Source organism: Albidovulum salinarum, assembly GCF_025673475.1.
GTDB classification, from domain to species: Bacteria; Pseudomonadota; Alphaproteobacteria; order Rhodobacterales; family Rhodobacteraceae; genus Albidovulum; species Albidovulum salinarum.
Genome location: NZ_JAOVQO010000001.1, coordinates 180,214 through 198,384, shown reverse-complemented (window position 1 = coordinate 198,384; position 18,171 = coordinate 180,214). Strand labels below are relative to the sequence as shown.

The 18,171-nt window shown below is 65.1% G+C and carries 16 protein-coding genes and 1 pseudogene; 8 read left to right on the top strand and 9 right to left on the bottom strand.

Annotated elements, in window-relative coordinates; genetic code table 11:
- Positions 1-18 precede the first annotated feature (18 nt).
- On the bottom strand, positions 19-1,563 hold the full coding sequence (locus tag OEZ60_RS00975) for a trimethylamine methyltransferase family protein (RefSeq protein ID WP_263332300.1): 1,545 nt from the start codon (positions 1,561-1,563) through the stop codon (positions 19-21).
- A gap of 208 nt (positions 1,564-1,771) precedes the next feature.
- Here OEZ60_RS00975 and OEZ60_RS00970 point away from each other — a divergent pair, with 208 nt between their 5' ends.
- Entirely contained in the window at positions 1,772-2,614 is an 843-nt protein-coding gene (locus OEZ60_RS00970) for a LysR substrate-binding domain-containing protein (protein WP_263332298.1), read from the top strand.
- Positions 2,615-2,788: 174 nt separating this feature from the next.
- Here the strand turns inward: OEZ60_RS00970 and OEZ60_RS00965 are convergent.
- Both OEZ60_RS00965 and OEZ60_RS00960 read right to left on the bottom strand, forming a co-directional pair.
- Positions 2,789-3,814, bottom strand: a pseudogene (locus OEZ60_RS00965) (IS1595 family transposase).
- A gap of 201 nt (positions 3,815-4,015) precedes the next feature.
- On the bottom strand, positions 4,016-4,297 hold the full coding sequence (locus OEZ60_RS00960) for an usg protein (RefSeq protein ID WP_263332297.1): 282 nt from the start codon (positions 4,295-4,297) through the stop codon (positions 4,016-4,018).
- 201 nt (positions 4,298-4,498) lie between these two features.
- Here OEZ60_RS00960 and gyrA point away from each other — a divergent pair, with 201 nt between their 5' ends.
- The 6 genes from gyrA (at position 4,499) to gluQRS (ending at position 11,369) form a co-directional block, all read left to right on the top strand.
- Positions 4,499-7,228 carry a DNA gyrase subunit A gene (gene gyrA / locus OEZ60_RS00955; RefSeq protein WP_263332295.1) on the top strand — a complete coding sequence of 910 codons (2,730 nt, stop codon included), beginning with the start codon at positions 4,499-4,501 and terminating at the stop codon, positions 7,226-7,228.
- A gap of 192 nt (positions 7,229-7,420) precedes the next feature.
- On the top strand, positions 7,421-7,600 hold the full coding sequence (locus OEZ60_RS00950; protein WP_263332294.1) for a hypothetical protein: 180 nt from the start codon (positions 7,421-7,423) through the stop codon (positions 7,598-7,600).
- Positions 7,601-7,822: 222 nt separating this feature from the next.
- Entirely contained in the window at positions 7,823-8,533 is a 711-nt protein-coding gene (locus OEZ60_RS00945) for a porin (protein ID WP_263332292.1), read from the top strand.
- A gap of 165 nt (positions 8,534-8,698) precedes the next feature.
- A complete protein-coding gene (locus OEZ60_RS00940) occupies positions 8,699-9,100 on the top strand; it encodes a DoxX family protein (RefSeq protein ID WP_263332290.1) in 402 nt (133 codons plus the stop codon).
- 80 nt (positions 9,101-9,180) lie between these two features.
- A complete protein-coding gene (trmFO, locus tag OEZ60_RS00935) occupies positions 9,181-10,521 on the top strand; it encodes a methylenetetrahydrofolate--tRNA-(uracil(54)-C(5))-methyltransferase (FADH(2)-oxidizing) TrmFO (RefSeq protein WP_263332288.1) in 1,341 nt (446 codons plus the stop codon).
- Positions 10,521-11,369: a tRNA glutamyl-Q(34) synthetase GluQRS gene (gluQRS, locus tag OEZ60_RS00930; RefSeq protein ID WP_263332287.1), complete on the top strand. Its 849-nt coding sequence runs from the start codon at positions 10,521-10,523 to the stop codon at positions 11,367-11,369. Before trmFO ends, gluQRS begins: the two co-directional genes overlap by 1 nt.
- A gap of 59 nt (positions 11,370-11,428) precedes the next feature.
- On the opposite strand, the gene hisI is transcribed toward gluQRS, so the two are convergent.
- Positions 11,429-11,788, bottom strand: coding sequence for a phosphoribosyl-AMP cyclohydrolase (gene hisI, locus OEZ60_RS00925; RefSeq protein WP_263332285.1), 360 nt, complete (start codon positions 11,786-11,788; stop codon positions 11,429-11,431).
- Between the two features lie 75 nt (positions 11,789-11,863).
- Here hisI and OEZ60_RS00920 point away from each other — a divergent pair, with 75 nt between their 5' ends.
- Complete coding sequence (locus OEZ60_RS00920) at positions 11,864-12,307, top strand: iron-sulfur cluster assembly scaffold protein (RefSeq protein ID WP_263332283.1); 444 nt, start codon at positions 11,864-11,866, stop codon at positions 12,305-12,307.
- A 165-nt stretch (positions 12,308-12,472) separates the two neighbouring features.
- Here the strand turns inward: OEZ60_RS00920 and OEZ60_RS00915 are convergent, their stop codons facing one another.
- From OEZ60_RS00915 to sciP, 5 genes are all read right to left on the bottom strand, one after another.
- On the bottom strand, positions 12,473-12,595 hold the full coding sequence (locus tag OEZ60_RS00915; protein WP_263332280.1) for a hypothetical protein: 123 nt from the start codon (positions 12,593-12,595) through the stop codon (positions 12,473-12,475).
- A 105-nt stretch (positions 12,596-12,700) separates the two neighbouring features.
- Positions 12,701-14,788 (bottom strand): ATP-dependent DNA helicase RecG, encoded by a 2,088-nt coding sequence (recG, locus tag OEZ60_RS00910; RefSeq protein ID WP_263332278.1) that lies wholly within the window; start codon positions 14,786-14,788, stop codon positions 12,701-12,703.
- Positions 14,785-16,953 (bottom strand): NAD-dependent DNA ligase LigA, encoded by a 2,169-nt coding sequence (ligA, locus tag OEZ60_RS00905; protein ID WP_263332276.1) that lies wholly within the window; start codon positions 16,951-16,953, stop codon positions 14,785-14,787. The genes recG and ligA overlap by 4 nt, the downstream gene beginning before the upstream one ends.
- A gap of 102 nt (positions 16,954-17,055) precedes the next feature.
- Positions 17,056-17,769 (bottom strand): response regulator transcription factor CtrA, encoded by a 714-nt coding sequence (gene ctrA, locus OEZ60_RS00900; protein WP_263332274.1) that lies wholly within the window; start codon positions 17,767-17,769, stop codon positions 17,056-17,058.
- Between the two features lie 85 nt (positions 17,770-17,854).
- Positions 17,855-18,142 carry a CtrA inhibitor SciP gene (sciP, locus tag OEZ60_RS00895; protein ID WP_263332272.1) on the bottom strand — a complete coding sequence of 96 codons (288 nt, stop codon included), beginning with the start codon at positions 18,140-18,142 and terminating at the stop codon, positions 17,855-17,857.
- Positions 18,143-18,171: the final 29 nt, after the last annotated feature.

Sequence of the window (18,171 nt, the reverse complement as noted above, 5' to 3'; positions counted from 1 at the left end):
CACCGATTCCGCCCTTCCTCAGTACCACTCATCCGGCATCTCTGACTTGCGGCGGGCGACGAAGGCTGCAACCTCCTCGGCAACCGCGGCGTCGATCGGCGGGCGTTCATAGGCCGCGAGCATGTCCTTCCATTTGCGATTGGCGCGCCGAGCCATGTCGAGGCTGCCCTTTTCGGCCCAGTGCTCGTAGGGACCGGTATCGGCGAGGTCCGACATGTAGTTCGCCGCCTTGAAGTTCCGCTGCGTATGGTCGACGCCGAGGAAGTTCTCGCCCAGGGCGGTCTCGCGATAGGCGTCGCGACCCATCTGGTTGTCATCGAGCACGAGCCCCTGCATCTGCCGACCGAGCGCGCCGATATGGTCGAGGTCCATCACGTATTTCTCGTAGCTCGTCGCCATGCCGCCCTCGATCCAGCCGGCGGCGTGCAGGATCAAGTTGGTGCCCGCCATGATCCCGGCGTTCAGCGCGTTGACCGACTCCATCATCGCCTGCGCATCCGGCGCCTTGGAGCCGGTATACCTGCCGCCCGCGCGGATCGGCACGCCGACACGTCGGGCCAACTGACAGGTGGCGAAGGTGGAGAGATTGGCCTCGGGCGTGCCGTAGGTCGGCGCTCCGGTGCGCAGGTCGAGCGTGGTCAGGAAGCTGCCATAGACGATCGGCGCGCCTTGCCTGAAGATCTGATAGAGCGCGATGCCGGCCATGCATTCCGCATGGACCTGCGCGATGGCGGCGGGCTGCGTCACCGGCGACATCGCGCCGGCCATCATGAAGGGCGACATGAGCGTGGCCTGCCCCGCTTCGGCGAAGGCCTTCATGACACCCGTGGTGATGTGATCGAAGCTGAGCGGCGAGTTGACGTTCACCACCGCCATGACCACGCAGTCCCGAGCCATGCGCCCGGCGCCGAAGGCGATCTCCGCCATCTTCAGGGAATCCAGCGCCCGCTCCGGCGCCGAGGATGTGCCACAGAACGGCTTGTCGGAAAGCGTGACCAGCGCCTCCACCATGTCGAGGTGGCGCTTGTTCAAAGGCAGGTCCTCGGGCTCGCAGACCGAGCCGCCGGAATGATGGATCCATGGGCTCACATGGCCGAGCTTCACGAAGTTGCGGAAGTCCTCGATCGAGCCCTTGCGGCGACCGCGGTCGAGATCGGTCACCATTGGCGGGCCGAAGGTGGGTGCGGTGACGACATTCATGCCGCCGATCCGGACATCGCGCGCGGGGTTGCGCGCGTGGATGGTGAACTCCGACGGGGCTGTCCTGCAAAGGGAGCGGACGTGGCCGGGATCGAACCGCACCCTCGTGCCATCGACCGTCGCCCCCACTTGCCGCAGGAGGTCCAGCGTGGCCGGATCGTCGATGATGCGGATGCCGACTTCCTTGAGGATCCAGTCGGCCTGCTCCTCCAGCCGAACCAGTCCCTCCTCGCCCAAGAGTTCATAGGCGGGTATCTTCCGCGTGAAATAGGCCGGCGCGGAACATGGCTGGGACGCGGGCGAGCCGCGCCGTCTGCTCCGCCCGCCGACCTGCCGGTCGGATCGACCGGGCGCGGATGCCATCGAGGGAGTTTCGGCCGAGCCTTGCGTCATCTGGTCGTTCCCGATTTTCGAATGGTTACGGCTCCTGGATCTGAGCTTTTTCCCGTTCAGTCATCATTTTTGGCAACATGACCAATCCATGCGGGTCAGGCAAACGCAATGAGTTGCACAAGTCGTTCGAATATTTTAGACAACAGAAATGCGGTTCCGATCCTATGACGCCCTTCCCGTGTTCGACATGGTCGCACGACACCTCAGCATCACCGCTGCGGCGGACGTGTTGAACCAGTCGAAGGGATCGATCAGTTACCAGATCTCCAAGCTGGAAAACGAGTTGGGCTTCCTGCTGTTCGAGCGGGCCAACGCCCGCCTTGCGCTGACCGAAGCCGGTCGCCGTCTCTGGCATGTGTCGCAGTCGGCCCTGTCGCAGATCGACCGCGAAGTCGCCGAGCTTCGCGGTGGCGGACCAGATTCGGTCACCATCGGCGCGCTGACCTATTTCGCGTCGCGTTGGCTCTCGCCGCGCCTGACACGCTTCTTCGAGGCGCATCCGGGCCTGAGCCTTCGAATCGAGCCGATCAATTCGGTCGACGAGCTTCGGACCAGAAGGGTCGACCTGGCGATCCTCTGGGGGGTCGGGGAGTGGACGGACCTTACGCATGAACTGCTCTTCGCCTGCCCGGCGGTGCCGACGGCAAACCGGCCGGTCGCAGAGAAGGTCCGAGAAATCGGAATAGAGCAGGCGGTGCGATCCATTCCGCTACTTGGCGACAGTTCGGGCGACGCGGGGTGGCGCGCGTGGCACGAAGCTGCCGGGCTTCCCTACCAGCCCAGCCGCGCCAGCCTCGTGCTGCAGGATTCGGGCAGCCGCGTCCAGGCCGTCATAGATGGCCAGGGACTTGCCCTGTGGGACCGGCTGATCGCGCCGGAACTCGAAGCCGGAACACTGATGACCGTCGCGGACCACTGGCTCACGACCGCCGGTTACCACATCATCCTGCCGCAAACGCCATTGAACCACGGCGCCCAGAGATTCCTCACCTGGATCCGGTCCGAAGCAACTGCTGATTGATTACCTTGGGCAAAGACGCTTCGGAAGATTCTGGGTGTATGACCCGCTGAGTTCGAATGAAGCTTCTTGGTCGCCCATACGCGTGGCAATGTCAGCTGGGCACGCATCGCGATCTATCAGACCCAATACAGCATTCTGTATGATCGACTTGAAATCGTCATTCATTGATCGAACTCACGGCCAGCGAAGGCCCCAAGCAGGCGTGCGACGCAACTCGCGGCCCACGGCGCAACATAGCAGGCCGCGCATCTGGTCGACTAACGGGATTGGTTTCCACAAGGTCGTTGTATCGGCCGATGTCAGCCCTGACGAGGCTTTCTGCTTCCGCATTTTCGTCTCCGGCACTCGGTGGTTCCAGCGCCAGATGATCTCGTCGAGATAGCGTTGAAGATGCTTTCGTCCCAGACGATGATACACGCCGACCAATGCGCGCTGCACGACTGCGTTTATAGCCTCTACGGTGTTGATGTGCGCCCCTGTCCTGCGGTCGGCATACTGGCGCTTGTTGTGCTGCACGGTCAGGTGACCAGCGAAGGCCGCGCCGATCTGCTTGTAGCTGGAGTTCTTGTCCGTGATCAGCACCGACGTCGCGTCGATCCAGTCCTGCATGATGGGCTTCATCGTCCGCCCTTGTGCGTTCGGTATCAAGACGGCCCGGGCCTGCCCATTGCGTGCCGCAGCCACCAATGCGATGGGCTCGCCAGTTCCGCGTCCGCGCTTGTTCTTCACGCCATGGCGGAACTTGGGCTTGCCACCGACAAAGACCTCGTCGACTTCGACCACGCCTGATAGGCGGCCAGCGACCTGGTCCCGGTCATCCATGAGCTCGCGGATGGCGTGGCCGATCTTCCAGGCAGTTTTCTGGTTCACCCCGAGGAGGCGCGCCATGACGACAGGCGAGATGCCTTTAGATGAGGTCAGCACGAGGAACATTGCGGCAATCCAGATGCGAAGGTCGAGCTTCGTCGCGTGAAGGGGCGTTTTCGTCGTGACGGTGAACTGTCGACGACACTCCTTTTCAGCGCATTGGCAAAGCCCGGGGCGCACGGATCTCCCTTGGATTGGCTCCGATCTCAGACTGCCACAGTGGGGGCAGAAGCGGTCATTGTCCTAGACCGCGTCCTCCAGGAAGCGCCTCGCGTGATGCTGGGTGGGCATCTTCTTCCAGACATCGCGGACAGACTTCAACTCGGTGATCATGTGTGTGCCTTTCTGCCGGGGAACCCAGAATATTGGCCCCTTTCAAAAAACCCGAAGTGACTACGTAATGGCTCTGTCCGAACCGCCCCGAGGCAACCGGGGCTCGACGTTCACAGACGTCGTGCTTCGTTTGGTGGATAACTGGGAAGATTCTTGCCAAGAAAACTCCAATTTTCTTGGCCCTCGCAGGAGCAGTTCCGCTCAGTGAAGCCGGAACTCGCCGACGACGTTTCGCCACTCGCCGGGCCCGATCAGCTTGCGGTGGCAAAACCGCACCGAATGCAGCGGCCCCTCGATCTGCTCCTGCCAGAATTCGATGAACCGAAACAGCTCCGGGTAATCCGGGGCGAGGTCATATTCCTGCCAGATGAAGCTGTTGAGTACATGCCGGTAGTCCGGCATCCGGTAGTAAAGTTCCGCCGTCGTGAGCCCGTAGCCCTTCAGCATCAGCTCCGTTTCGGCGCCCGGTTCGCTCGCGCGCATGGTTGCCTCCGTCACTGCCTTCCAACACCATGCTACACGAGTCGCGGTTAACGACAATGAAAACAATATGTTATGATTGTGTTACCGGCACGGCCCGAAACCGGGCGCGCCGCCATTGCACCCAATGGATGGCATGGAGTATAGTCTCGCGCAACAATATCTAGGCCGATCGCACGGCGACAAGAAAGAGGGCGAGCATCCGTGAACGACACGCCGGAAACTCCTGAAAATGCTGATGGATTCCCGAAGCGCCCCGCTTACGACGGCCCCTCGGTCGACATCGCGGAGGAGATGAAGACCGCCTATCTCGACTACGCGATGAGCGTAATCGTGAGCCGTGCGATTCCGGACCTGCGAGACGGGCTAAAACCGGTACACCGACGCATCCTCTACGCGATGCACGAGACCGGCAACACGCACGACAAGCCCTACCGCAAGTCCGCCCGCCCCGTCGGCGACGTGATGGGTAAGTACCACCCGCATGGCGACGCGGCGATCTACGACGCGCTTGTGCGGATGGCGCAGGACTTTTCCATGTCGCTGCCGCTTCTCGACGGCCAGGGCAACTTCGGCTCGATGGACGGCGACAACGCGGCGGCCATGCGCTACACCGAGGTCCGCATGGACAAGCCCGCCGCCTCGCTTCTCGCCGATATCGAGAAGGAGACGGTGGGTTTCCAGGACAACTACGACGGCAAGGACAAGGAACCGACGGTCCTGCCAGCGCGCTTCCCCAACATGCTTGTCAACGGCGCGGGCGGCATCGCGGTCGGCATGGCGACCAACATCCCGCCGCATAATCTCGGCGAGGTCATAGACGGCACGCTGGCGCTGATCGAGAACCCGGACCTGTCGATGGAAGCGTTGATGGAGATCATCCCGGCGCCGGATTTCCCGACCGGCGGCATGATCCTCGGCCGTTCGGGCGCGCGGAAAGCCTACCTGGAGGGCCGCGGCTCGGTCATCGTCCGCGCCAAGACCCGCGTCGAGGAGATCAGGAAGGACCGCTACGCCATCGTTCTTGATGAGATTCCCTACCAGGTCAACAAGGCCTCGATGATCGAGAAGATCGCCGAGATGGTCCGCGACAAGAAGATCGAGGGCATCGCCCATGTGCAGGACGAGAGCGACCGCGTCGGCGTCCGGGTGGTGATTGAACTGAAGCGTGACGCCACGCCGGAAGTGGTGCTGAACCAGCTCTTCCGCTTCACGCCGATGCAGACCTCCTTCGGCTGCAACATGCTCGCGCTGAACGGCGGCCGTCCGGAGACGCTCAGCTTGCGTGATTTCCTCACGCATTTCATCAGCTTCCGTGAGGAAGTTGTGGCGCGCCGCACCGCCTATGAGCTCCGGAAGGCGCGCGAGCGCAGCCATATCCTCTGCGGCCTAGCCGTGGCGGTCTCGAATGTCGACGAGGTCGTCGCCACGATCCGCTCGTCGGCGGATCCGGCGGAGGCGCGCGAAAAGCTGATGACGCGGCGATGGCCGGCGCACGAGATCGTCGAATACATCCGACTGATCGACGATCCCACCCACCCGATCAACGAGGACGGGACCTACAACCTCTCCGAGACGCAGGCCCGCGCGATCCTCGACCTGCGCCTCCAGCGCCTGACCGCGATGGGCGTGAAGGAAGTCACGGACGAACTTCAGGAACTCGCCGCAAAGATCCGGGATTATTTGGATATCCTGGGATCGCGCGAACGGATCATGGCGATCATCTCGGACGAATTGCGCGAGGTGAAGGAGGCTTTCGCCGTCCCCCGTCGCACCGAGATCGTCGACTGGGCCGGCGACATGGACGACGAGGACCTGATCGAGCGCGAGGACATGGTCGTGACGATCACCTCCGGCGGCTACATCAAGCGCACGCCCTTGGCCGATTTCCGTGCACAACGGCGCGGCGGCAAGGGCCTCAGCGGCATGGCCACCAAGGAAGATGACGTCGTCACCACCCTCTTTGTCGCCAACACGCATACCCAGCTTCTGTTCTTCACCACCGACGGCATGGTCTACAAGCTCAAGACCTGGCGCCTGCCCTTGGGCGGCCGCACCGCAAAGGGCAAGGCGATCATCAATATCCTGCCGATCCCGGTGGGCGTTTCGATCGCGGCGATCATGCCCGTGGACGTGCCCGAGGAGGAATGGGAAGCTCTGCAGATCTTCTTCGCGACCTCCGAGGGCGATGTCCGCCGGAACGCGCTCTCCGACTTCACCAATGTCATGCGCAACGGCAAGATCGCGATGAAGCTTCCCGGTGAAGTTTCCCTCGTAAATGCCCGTATCTGTGATGAAAACGACGACGTTATGCTGGTGACGGCGCTCGGTCGCGCGATCCGCTTCCCGACCACCGAGGTCCGAGTCTTCAAGGGTCGCGATTCTACGGGCGTGCGCGGCATCCGCCTTGCCGCCGGCGACAGTGTCGTCTCGATGTCGGTCATCCGCCATTTCGAGGCCGATCCAGCCGAACGCGCCGCCTATCTGAAGCAGCGCCGCCTGATGGCTGGCGCGCTCGAAGACGAGACCGAGGAAGACGACGAGGAAGCCGTGGCCGTCGGCCAGCTTTCGCCCGAACGCTATGCCGAGATGTCGGCGGCCGAGGATCTGATCCTGACGATCACCACCTCAGGCCTCGGCAAGCTCTCGTCGAGCCACGACTACCCGGTGCGAGGTCGTGGCGGTCAGGGCGTCAAGGCGATCTCGTCGGGTTCGCGCGGCGGTACGCTTGTGGCCTGCTTCCCGGTCGAGACCGACGACCAGATCATGCTCGCGACCTCGACCGGCCAGTCGATCCGCTGCCCGATCGAGGGCATCAGCTTCCGCTCGCGTTCGGCAGGGGGCGTCAAGGTCTTCGACACGGCAAAGGGCGAGGAAGTCGTCTCGGTTGCACGGATTGCCGATCAGGGCGACGAGGATGGCGCTGCGGACTGATCCGGCTCGGCGCGCGTCGGGATGCCGGACGCCGCGCGTCGGGGTCGGTGCCGATTGCCCCGCTGGAGGCGGCGGCAGGGTTCGTCAGAATCGGGCCGCGATCGTTGTCAGCAGATTGCCGCCGATCCTCCGCATATCCGCCACATTTGAGCGGAAACCTGCCTCTATTGGGGACGAGTCGGGAGAGTTATCATGAGTCTGTCGGACATCTTTGCGCAACCCGGCGGGCTCGTCTCGTGGCTTCCGTCCTGGCTCCGTTTTCGGCCCATGGCACTTGACGATCTGGAACCGGACGACGACGCCGTCGAGGATCACCGCAGCGCCGCCGAGCGGGAATATCTGCGCGACATCGATATCGAAGTGGACTTCTGACAGTCGCGGCACCCGGCGTCACAGCTCTTGGACATCGGAGATGCGGGCCTGTCGGTCCGCCTGCATGAACCGGCCGTGTGGTTGGTTTGTTTTATGGTCCACATGTGCCTTTTTTGCTTCGCGGGCAGCAACTTTTCGCGCTCCCGTTGCGGTGACCCGCTCCGTATGAGACGGATATCGAAGGCAAGTTTGCGCCAATAAATCAAAACCATGGAGCAGAAGATGAAATCCGTTTTCGCGTTCGCCATCGTGGCGAGCACCCTTGCATTTACTCCCGCCATGGCCGTCGAGGTCACCGGCGGCGATCTCGCCTTCAGCTATTCCACCTTCACGGATGACACCGATGTCTCGAAGCTCGCCGTGACCGGCGCTGTCGAGATCGGCTTCACGCCGAACTTCGGAGTGCAGTTTGACGCGGGCGCGCATGCCTTCAACCTCATCGACGAGACCGGGACCAACCTCACGCTGCACGGCATCTACCATGCTAACGACCAGGTCTCGTTCGGCGGCTTCTATGGCAACGACCGGCTCTTCGGAGACAACCAGGACTTCTACGGTCTCGAGGCCGGATTCGATCTCGGCGCCGCCAATGCCGAGGCCTATCTCGCGCATGCCGACGACGCCGGCTTCCATGTCAACATCACCGGTCTCTCCGGCAGCTACGGCTTCGACCACGGCTTCACGCTGGGCGGTTCGCTCCAGCATGCCAATTTCGATGGCGGCCTCGATGTCACCCGGTTCGGCGCGACCGGCAGCTACGCCGTCAGCCCGACGTTCGACGTCTATGCGGAACTCGGGACCGTCAAGGCCGGCGCCTTCGGTTTCTCAAACAGCGAGCCCTATGTCGGCATCGGCGCGGCGATGACCTTCGGCGCCGAGCGCGGTGCAACCTTCGGTCGCCGCGGCCTGTTCGAACTTCTGCCGGGCCTCTGATCGCGAATGCCCCCGCCGTCAGCCTGCGGCGGGGGCGTCACCTCCGGTCTTTGAATGACGTGTGCGCAGTTGCACAAAAACTGTTCCCTTGACGGTATTTTTTTCGATACCTGCACAGGCTAGATCTGCTGCAACGCCGCATCCGCGGCCGATTGGAGACAGATCATGACTGACCACCACCCCCTCGCCTCGCTCGTCGCCCGCCTCCTGTTGAGCGTCGTCTTCATCACCGCTGGCTATGGCAAGCTCGGCGATGTCGCCGGATTCGCCGGCTACATGCAATCCGGAGGCGTGCCCGCCTTCCTCGCCTGGCCGGTCATCGGGCTCGAACTGCTCGGCGGCATCGCAATCCTCGCCGGCTTCCAGACCCGCCTTACGGCGCTGGCGCTCGCCGGCTTCAGCATCGCCGCGGCCCTGCTGTTTCACTTCGTACCCGCCGATCAGATGCAGATGATCATGTTCATGAAGAACCTCGGCCTCGCCGGTGGTTTCCTGATTCTCGCCGCGCATGGCGCTGGCGCCTGGTCGGTCGACGAGCTGGTGGCAGGCCGCAAGGCGCTCGCCTGAACCGCCGATCTCAAAGGTTTCCGGGGGCAGCGACGCGGCTGCCCCTTTTCCTTTGCGCGCATTCGGCCTAAATCCCCGCCATGGTCGAGACACTTCACATCATCGGCGGCGGCATGGCCGGATCCGAAGCGGCATGGCAGGCGGCAAGCCTCGGCGTGCCGGTCACCATCCACGAGATGCGGCCCAAGGTCGGCACCTTCGCCCACCGGACCGGGATGCTGGCGGAGATGGTCTGCTCGAACTCGTTCCGCTCGGACGATGACGAACGGAACGCCGTCGGTCTCCTCCACTGGGAGATGCGCGCGGCCGGCGGTCTGATCATGGAGATGGCCGACCACCACCGCCTTCCCGCGGGCGGCGCGCTCGCGGTCGACCGCGATCCCTTCGCCGAGAGCGTCACCGGACGGCTCCGCGACCATCCGCTGATTAGCGTTTCCGAGGAGGAGGTTGCAGAGCTTCCCTCATCCGGGAAATGGATAATTGCCACCGGCCCCCTCACCTCCGGCCGGCTGGCCGAGGCGATCCGCGCCGAGACCGGGGCCGAGGCGCTCGCCTTCTTCGACGCGATCGCGCCGATCGTCTATGCCGAGAGCGTCGACATGTCGGTCGCCTGGATGCAGTCGCGCTACGACAAGGGCGAGACCGAGGACGAGCGCACCGCCTACATGAACTGCCCGATGTCGCGGGACCAGTACGAGGCCTTCATCGACGCGCTGCTCGCCGCCGACAAGACCGAGTTCCACGAGGGTGAGACGGCGATCTATTTCGACGGCTGCCTGCCGATCGAGGTCATGGCCGAACGCGGCCGCGAGACGCTGCGCTTCGGGCCGATGAAGCCCGTGGGGCTGACGAACGCGCATCGCCCCGACGTGAAGCCCTATGCGGTCGTCCAACTCCGCCGCGACAATGCACTCGGCACGCTCTACAACATCGTCGGCTTCCAGACCAAGATGAAGTACGGCGCACAAACAGAGGTTTTCAAACGCATTCCTGGCCTTGAAAACGCCAGCTTCGCGCGCCTCGGCGGCATTCACCGCAACACCTTCATCAACTCGCCGACGTTGCTCGACGCGCGAATGCGGCTGAAATCGCGGCCGCATATCCGCTTCGCCGGCCAGATCACCGGCGTCGAGGGTTATGTCGAAAGCGCGGCTATGGGGCTTCTCGCTGGCCGCATGGCGGCGGCGGAGATCCTCGGCCGCGATCTTCCGCCACCCGCGCCGGACACCGCGATGGGCGCGCTCGTCACCCACATCACCGGCGGGGCAGAAGCAAAGACCTTCCAGCCGATGAACGTGAACTTCGGCCTCTTCCCGCCGATCGACGCCAAGGGCGGGCGCCGCGGCCGCAAGGACCGCTACAAGGCCTATACCGACCGGGCGAAAACCGCTTTCCGGGAATGGCTTGATGGCCAAGGCTGATGCGCACACGCTTCGCGCCCTCGCCGACCGGCCCCCTGCATCTCGGCCACGCCTATTCCGCCATCCTCGCCCATGACATGGCGCGAGCGGCGGGCGGCACCTTTCTTCTCCGGATCGAGGATACCGATACCGCCCGCGCCCGCCCGGAATGGGAAGCGCTGATCTACGAGGATCTGCACTGGCTGGGCCTCGACTGGCCCGAACCGGTCCTGCGGCAATCCGACCACCTCGCCCGCTACGACGCGGCGCTCGATGATCTTGGCCGCCGCGGGCTCATCTTTCCCTGCAGTTGCACCCGCGCCGATATCCGCGCGGCGCTCGCGGCCCCGCAGGAAGGGGCGATGCCCACCGAGGGCCCCTATCCCGGCACCTGCCGGCACCGGCTGCTCTCGGACCGGCGCGACGGCGACGCGCTCAGGCTCGACCTCGGCAGGGCCGTCGCCGCGCTCGGCGAGGACGGTCCGATCGGCGGCTTCACCGAGACCGGGCCGAACCATCCCGGACACCACCCGCTGTCCGCCGCCGGTCTAGCCGCGCTCCATGGCGACGCAGTCCTCGGCCGCAAGGAGATCGGCACCGTCTCCTATGCGCTCGCCTCGGTGCTCGACGATGCCACACAGGGCATCACCCACATCATTCGCGGCGCCGACCTTTACGAGATCACCTTCCTTCAGGTCCTGCTGCAGCGCCTCCTCGACCTGCCGACACCGGTCTACCACCACCACCGCCTGATCCGCGACGAGAACGGCAAGCGGCTCGCCAAGCGCGACGACGCCCGCGCGATCCGCACCTATCGGGACGACGGCGTGCGCCCCGAGGAAATCCGCCGCATGGTCGGCCTCGCCTGACAGGGACTTCTTCATTGCCAAAATACCCCCGCCGGAGGCATCCTCCGGCCGGGCCTGGCTCAGACCTCCGGCGTCATCAGCTCGGTCTCCGCCCCGTCCCGGATCCCGGTATAGAAGCACGAGCGCCGATTGGTGTGGCAGGCCGGCCCCGCCTGCTCGACCAGCACCAGCAGGCAATCGCGGTCGCAGTCGAGCCGCATCTCGACAAGCCGCTGCACGTGTCCCGAGCTCTCGCCCTTCACCCAGAAGGCCTGGCGCGAGCGCGACCAATAGGTCACGCGCCCCGTCTCCAGCGTCCTTGCCACTGCCTCGGCGTTCATCCAGGCCAGCATCAGGACCTCGCCCGAGCGATGATCCTGCGCGATCGCCGGGATCAGGCCACGGCCGTCATAGACCAGGGTTGCGGGATCGAAACGCATCGTGCCACCTTTGCATTGCCAGCCGTTCGGCCTATCTAGGGGGGAATGCCGACCGAGGAAAGCCCGAGCAAGCCCATGAGCGAAACCGACCTGATCAAGCTCTATTCTCAGCGCATCCTCGCGCTCGCGGCCGACATTCCGCACATGCGGCGCCTCGACACCCCGACCGCGACCGTGCGCAAGCGTTCGCCGCTCTGCGGCTCCACCGTGACCGTCGATATCGTCGTCGGCGACGGCCGGATCACCGACTACGGTCAGGACGTGAAGGCCTGCGCGCTCGGCCAGGCCTCGGCGGCGCTCTCGGGCGCGGCGATGATCGGCCGCACGCGGGCGGAGGTCGAACGCGCCCGCGACGAGCTTCGGGCGATGCTGAAGGATGGCGGACCGGTCCCATCCGCCCCCTTCACGGGTTACGAGGCACTGCTGCCCGCGCGCGAGTTCAAGAACCGACACGCCTCGATCCTCTTGGCACTCGAGGCGACGGCCGAGGCGATGGCCCAGGCCGAAGCCGCGGCCTGAGACACCCCCGAACGCTCCCTGCCCGGATCAAGAAAAAAAACCGCCGCGATCCTCACGGATGCGGCGGCAGGAGGCGATTTCCGGTGTCCGGGCGCGTGGGCTTGGGGAGCCGCGGGTTCGGGGACAGGCGCGTTTCCGGGCGGAGAACCGCGAGGCAGTAAGGGGTCAGATCAGGCTGGGCAGGTGCAGCCCGACAAGCAGCATCACGACGAGCGAGCAAAGGCCCGCCATGTCCTGCACCAGCGTTCCGCGGGCGCGCATCAGGACGGATTTCAGATCGGTCTTCATCGGGCAACTCCCTCGAATGCGTCTCTGTTGCCTATTTGTTCTCATATTGCGCGCGCGATGTAAAGAACTTTTTAGGAACATTTAAGAACGCATGAAGAACTAATGTTAACCGACCGTGATGAGTCTGATCGCGCGGTCCTGCTCCATCAGCCAAAGCAGCACCCGCGCCGCCTGGCCGCGCGACGAGGTCAGGCCCGGATCGCCGTGCAGGAGCTTGCGCGCATCGCTCTGCGCCACCGCCATCAGCGCCGCCTGGCGTTCGAGATCGGCGATGCGGAACTTCGGCAGGCCGGATTGCGCTGTGCCGATGAGGTCGCCCGCGCCCCGCATCGCGAGATCCTCCTCGGCGATGCGGAACCCGTCCTCGGTCTCGCGCAGAATCGAGAGCCGCCGCTCGGCTCCCTCGCCGAGGGGCGGCTGGTACATCAGGAGACAGGTCGATTCGGCCGATCCGCGCCCGACCCGGCCCCGGAGCTGGTGAAGCTGGGCGAGGCCGAAGATCTCGGCCCGCTCGATCACCATGATCGACGCATTCGGGACGTTCACGCCGACCTCGATCACCGTCGTCGCGACGAGAACCTTGGTCCGGCCGGCGACGAAATCGGCCATCTCGGCGTCCTTGTCCGCCGCCGCCATCTGGCCGTGGACGAGTCCCACCACGCCCTCCCCCAAGGCCGCACGCAGGACCTTGAACCGTTCCTCGGCGGCGGTGAGATCGACGACTTCGCTCTCCTCCACGAGCGGGCAGACCCAGTAGGCCTGCCGCCCCTCGGCCACCGCCTGCCGCAGATGGCCGACCACCTCGTCATACCGCCCGGCCGAGACCAGCGCGGTCTTCACCGGTTTGCGCCCCGGCGGCTTCTCGTCAAGCACCGAGACATCCATGTCACCGTATTGCGCAAGGCTCAGGGACCGCGGGATCGGCGTCGCGGTCATCACCAGCACATCCGCCGTCAGCCCCTTGGCGCCCAATTCCATCCGCTGGGCGACGCCAAAACGGTGCTGCTCGTCGACGATGGCGAGGCGGAGGTCGTGGAACACGACATCCTTCTGGAACACCGCATGGGTGCCGACGAGGATCTGGATCCGCCCCTCGGCGAGCGCCGTGAGTTTCGCCGCGCGCTCCGCGCCCTTGTCGCGGCCGGTCAGGATCTCCAGCACCACGCCAGCATCCTCGGCCAGGGGCCGCAGGCCCTCCAGATGCTGGCGCGCGAGGATCTCGGTCGGGGCCATCATCACCCCCTGCCCGCCCGCCTCGACCGCAACGAGAAGCGCCATGAATGCCACCAGCGTCTTGCCCGAGCCGACATCGCCCTGCAGGAGCCGGCTCATCCGCTTGTCGGAGCCCATGTCCTCGGCGATCTCGCGGATTGCCCGCTCCTGCGCGCCCGTAGGCTGGTAGGGCAGCGCGGCCAGCACCTTGCGCTGGTAACGGCCGGTCGCGTGGCTCGCCCGGCCCTTCCCGCGCCGCAGCGAGGCGCGGGCGAGCGCGAGCGTGAGCTGGTGCGCGAAGAGTTCGTCATAGCCGAGCCGCTGCCGTGCCGGCGCCTCGGGTATGAGGTCGGCCAGATGTGACGGTGCATGCGCGGCGCGAACCGCGGCAGCCCAACCGGGCCAGCCCTCGCGTGCCTTCAGCGCCGGATCGATCCAGTCGGCCAGCTCCGGCAACCGCGCCAGAGCCGCAGCGACGGCCCTCTGTATCAGCCTCTGGGTGACGCCCGCGGTCAGCGGATAGACCGGCTCGAACGCCGGCAGTTCGCCCGCCTCCTCGGGGCGCAGGATGTGGTCGGGATGGACGATCTGGGCGATCCCGTCGAAAATCTCGGCCTTACCCGAAACGATCCGCCGCTGCCCTGTCGGCAGCTGCTTTTGCAGGAAGTCGCCGCGGGCATGAAAGAAGACGAGTTGGAACTCCGTCTCGGCGTCGCGAACGAAGACCCGGGCCGGCGCTCCCTTGCGACGCGCCGGGACATGGGCACCGACCTCGACCTCGACCGTCACCACCGCCGGAAGCTGTGCGGCACGGATCGTCGGCAGGAGGCGCCGGTCGACACCGGAATGGGGCAAAGTGAAGAGGAGGTCGCGCGGCTTTTCGACCCCCATCTGCGCGAAATGCTTCGCGGTCTTGGCGCCGACGCCCTCCAGCGTCTCCAGCTCTGCAAAGAGCGGAAAGAGGACGGCCGGACGGCTCATGCACCGATGAGCCTCAGCCAGGCATCCTCGTCGATCATCTCGATACCCAAGGCCTCGGCCTGTTTCGCCTTCGACCCCGCGCCGGGCCCGGCGACGACGAGGTCGGTCTTGGCCGAGACCGAGCCCGCGACCTTGGCTCCCATCGCCTCCGCCCGCGCCTTGGCCTCTGCGCGGGTCATCTTCTCGAGCGTGCCGGTGAAGACCACAGTCTTGCCCGCAACCGGGCTGCCCTCGGTCTGCGGCCGCGCGACTTCCTGCACGTCGAGCTCGGCGACGAGACGGTCGATCGACGCGCGCTCGGCCTCCTGATGGAAGGCGTTCACGACCGAGGCAGCGAGCACACCGCCGACCCCGTCGATCGCGATGAGGTCGGCCCATTCCGGCCCCTCGCCGATCCGTGCCTCGGTCATCGCGGCCTCGAAGGCGGCCCAGGTGCCGTAGTGCCGCGCGAGGAGCTTCGCCGCACTTTCGCCGACGTGGCGGATGCCGAGCGCGAAGATCAGCCGGTCGAGCGGTACTTTTCGTCGATCTTCAATGGCCTGGAAGAGATTGTTCACCGATTTCTCGCCAAAGCCGTCGCGGTTTTTAAGTTTGGCGAGATTGGCGCCGTCGCGCTTGGCCAGCGTGAAGATATCGGCAGGCTCACGGATCGGCAGCGCGAGGTCGGCGTAGAACATCTCGACCTGCCTGGCACCGAGCCCCTCGATGTCGAACGCCCCGCGCGAGACGAAATGCTTCAGCTTTTCAACGGCCTGCGCCGGACAGATGAGACCGCCGCTGCAGCGGCGCACCGCGTCGCCCTCCTCGCGCACCGCCTCCGATCCGCATTCGGGGCAGGCTGTCGGAAAGTCGTAGGGCACAGCGTCGGCCGGGCGTTTCGTGAGGTCGACATCGGCGATCTTGGGAATCACGTCACCGGCGCGGTAGACCTGGACCCAGTCGCCGACGCGGATGTCCTTTGCCTCCCGGATCGGATTGCCTTTGGCGTCGCGCCCGGCGATGTAATCCTCGTTGTGCAATGTCGCGTTCGAGACGACGACGCCGCCGACGGTGACCGGGGTCAGCCGCGCGACCGGGCTCAGGGCGCCGGTGCGGCCGACCTGGATGTCGATCGCCTCGAGCCGGGTCCAGGCGAGCTCGGCCGGGAACTTGTGGGCGATCGCCCAGCGTGGGGTCGTGGAACGGAAGCCGAGTCGCCGTTGTAGCGCGAGGTCGTCGACCTTGTAGACGACGCCATCGATGTCGTAGCCGAGCGTCGCGCGTTTCTGCTCGATCTCGCGATAGGCGGCGAGAAGCGCATCGGGGCCGTCGCAGCGCCGCGTCAGAGGGTTGGTAGCGAAACCGAGCTCTCCAAGGCGGTGGACCGCGTCCATCTGGGTCTCAGCCAGAGGTTCGGAATGCGCGCCCCAGGCATAGGCGAAGAACCGCAAGGGTCGCGCAGCGGTGATCGTTGCGTCAAGCTGACGCAACGATCCGGCGGCGGCATTGCGCGGATTGGCGAAGGTCTTGCCGCCGGTCTCAAGCTGGCGCGCGTTGAGTGCCGTGAAGTCGGCATGACTCATATAGACCTCGCCGCGCACCTCGAGGAGGTACGGGGCGCCCCCGATACCTTGCGGAATGTCGCCGATCGTGCGCGCGTTCTCGGTCACATTCTCGCCGGTCTCGCCGTCGCCGCGGGTCGCGGCCTGCACCAGCCGCCCCCCCTCGTAGCGCAGCGACAGCGACAGTCCGTCGATCTTCGGCTCCGCCGTATAGGCGAGCGCTGCATCGGGTCCGAGGTTCAGATACTTGCGGATTCGGTCGTCGAACTCGGCGATCTCCTCGGCCGCGAAGGCGTTCTCGAGGCTGAGCATGCGGACCGAGTGACGCACCTTGGCGAAGGTCTCGGATGGGGTGGCGCCGATCTGCGCCGTCGGGCTCTCGGCGCCGCCGAGGTCGGGAAACCGCGCCTCGATTGCCAGGAGCCGCTGCTTCAGCGCGTCATACGCGGCATCCGATATCTCTGGCGCGTCCTCGGCGTGATAGGCGCGGTTAGCCCGGGCCACCGCATCGGCGAGGCGCTGCCATTCGGCCGCCGCGGCAGCGGCGGTGAGCGCCTCGACCGGCGTGTCGGCATGACCGCCGGCCTGCTCCGCGTCTGCAGAAGATCGCTTCCCGGCCGTCATCAACACCTCTCCCCGAACCGTTCCCGCAAGTGTTAGGGTGCCGGCCGGGAGAGGTCCAGTCCTAGCCGCGCGCCGAACAGCCCCGGCGCATCGACCCTGTCGTCAGGCGCCGAGGGCGAGCCTGCGGCCAGCCTCGTTCAGCGCGGGTTCGCGCAACACATAGCCACGCCCCCAGACCGTCTCGATATAGTTCTCGCCCCCGGTGGCCTCGGCGAGCTTCTTCCGGAGCTTGCAGATGAAGACGTCGATGATCTTCAGCTCCGGCTCGTCCATGCCGCCGTAGAGATGGTTGAGGAACATCTCCTTGGTCAGGGTCGTGCCCTTCCGCAGCGAGAGCAACTCCAGCATCTGGTACTCCTTGCCGGTCAGATGCACCGTCTGCCCCTCGACCTCGACCGTCTTGGCGTCGAGATTGACGCCGATCTTGCCGGTGCGGATGATCGACTGCGCGTGTCCCTTGGACCGGCGGATGATCGCATGGATACGCGCGACAAGCTCCTCGCGGTGGAAGGGCTTGGTCATGTAATCGTCGGCACCGAATCCGAAGCCGCGGATCTTGTTCTCGGTATCATCCGCGCCCGTGAGGATCAGGATCGGCGTATCGACCTTCGCCAGGCGAAGCTGGCGCAGCACCTCGTGCCCGTTCATGTCCGGCAGGTTCAGATCGAGCAGGATCAGGTCGTAGTCGTAGAGCTTCGCCAGGTCGATCCCCTCCTCGCCGAGATCCGTGCAATAGACGTTGAGATTGGCATGGGTCAGCATCAGCTCGATGCTGCGCGAGGTTGTCGGGTCATCCTCCACCAACAGGATTCGCATCTGGCGCACTCCGCTTCAATCCTTCGATCACCGAAACACTGCCGCAGAATGGTTAATCACGCGTTACCGTAGCGGTGCGAACCGATCAATCTACCCAAGGTTGACGGTATTTCTGGATCGCCGTGACTTTCAAGCCCTTTTCCCCGTGCCGCTCCACAGCGGCGCGCCACAATTCGAACTCCTCCTCGCTAAGCTGGTAGCGTTCCAGCGCCTCTTTCAGCGGCAAGAGCCCGTAGCTGACCGCCCTGACCACCTTGGACTTGCGGCTGGCGACCCAGCGCCGCGTCTCGGGCGCGGGCAGATCGGCCCGCGTCATTACCGTGCCATCGGGCAGGGTTACGGCCCTTGGCCCGTCGATCTTCTTCAAGTACATGTCTCACCCCTCGGTCTTCACCCGCCACA

What these genes read in the sequence shown, in the direction of transcription:
- OEZ60_RS00940 (WP_263332290.1), top strand. Translation starts at nt 8,699, where the DNA reads ATGACTGACCACCACCCCCTCGCCTCGCTCGTCGCCCGCCTCCTGTTG.
- OEZ60_RS00975 (WP_263332300.1), bottom strand. Translation starts at nt 1,563, where the DNA reads ATGGCATCCGCGCCCGGTCGATCCGACCGGCAGGTCGGCGGGCGGAGC.
- OEZ60_RS00960 (WP_263332297.1), bottom strand. Translation starts at nt 4,297, where the DNA reads ATGCGCGCGAGCGAACCGGGCGCCGAAACGGAGCTGATGCTGAAGGGC.
- OEZ60_RS00950 (WP_263332294.1), top strand. Translation starts at nt 7,421, where the DNA reads ATGAGTCTGTCGGACATCTTTGCGCAACCCGGCGGGCTCGTCTCGTGG.
- OEZ60_RS00945 (WP_263332292.1), top strand. Translation starts at nt 7,823, where the DNA reads ATGAAATCCGTTTTCGCGTTCGCCATCGTGGCGAGCACCCTTGCATTT.
- trmFO (WP_263332288.1), top strand. Translation starts at nt 9,181, where the DNA reads ATGGTCGAGACACTTCACATCATCGGCGGCGGCATGGCCGGATCCGAA.
- gluQRS (WP_263332287.1), top strand. Translation starts at nt 10,521, where the DNA reads ATGCGCACACGCTTCGCGCCCTCGCCGACCGGCCCCCTGCATCTCGGC.
- ctrA (WP_263332274.1), bottom strand. Translation starts at nt 17,769, where the DNA reads ATGCGAATCCTGTTGGTGGAGGATGACCCGACAACCTCGCGCAGCATC.
- OEZ60_RS00920 (WP_263332283.1), top strand. Translation starts at nt 11,864, where the DNA reads ATGAGCGAAACCGACCTGATCAAGCTCTATTCTCAGCGCATCCTCGCG.
- ligA (WP_263332276.1), bottom strand. Translation starts at nt 16,953, where the DNA reads ATGACGGCCGGGAAGCGATCTTCTGCAGACGCGGAGCAGGCCGGCGGT.
- hisI (WP_263332285.1), bottom strand. Translation starts at nt 11,788, where the DNA reads ATGCGTTTCGATCCCGCAACCCTGGTCTATGACGGCCGTGGCCTGATC.
- recG (WP_263332278.1), bottom strand. Translation starts at nt 14,788, where the DNA reads ATGAGCCGTCCGGCCGTCCTCTTTCCGCTCTTTGCAGAGCTGGAGACG.
- sciP (WP_263332272.1), bottom strand. Translation starts at nt 18,142, where the DNA reads ATGTACTTGAAGAAGATCGACGGGCCAAGGGCCGTAACCCTGCCCGAT.
- OEZ60_RS00915 (WP_263332280.1), bottom strand. Translation starts at nt 12,595, where the DNA reads ATGAAGACCGATCTGAAATCCGTCCTGATGCGCGCCCGCGGAACGCTG.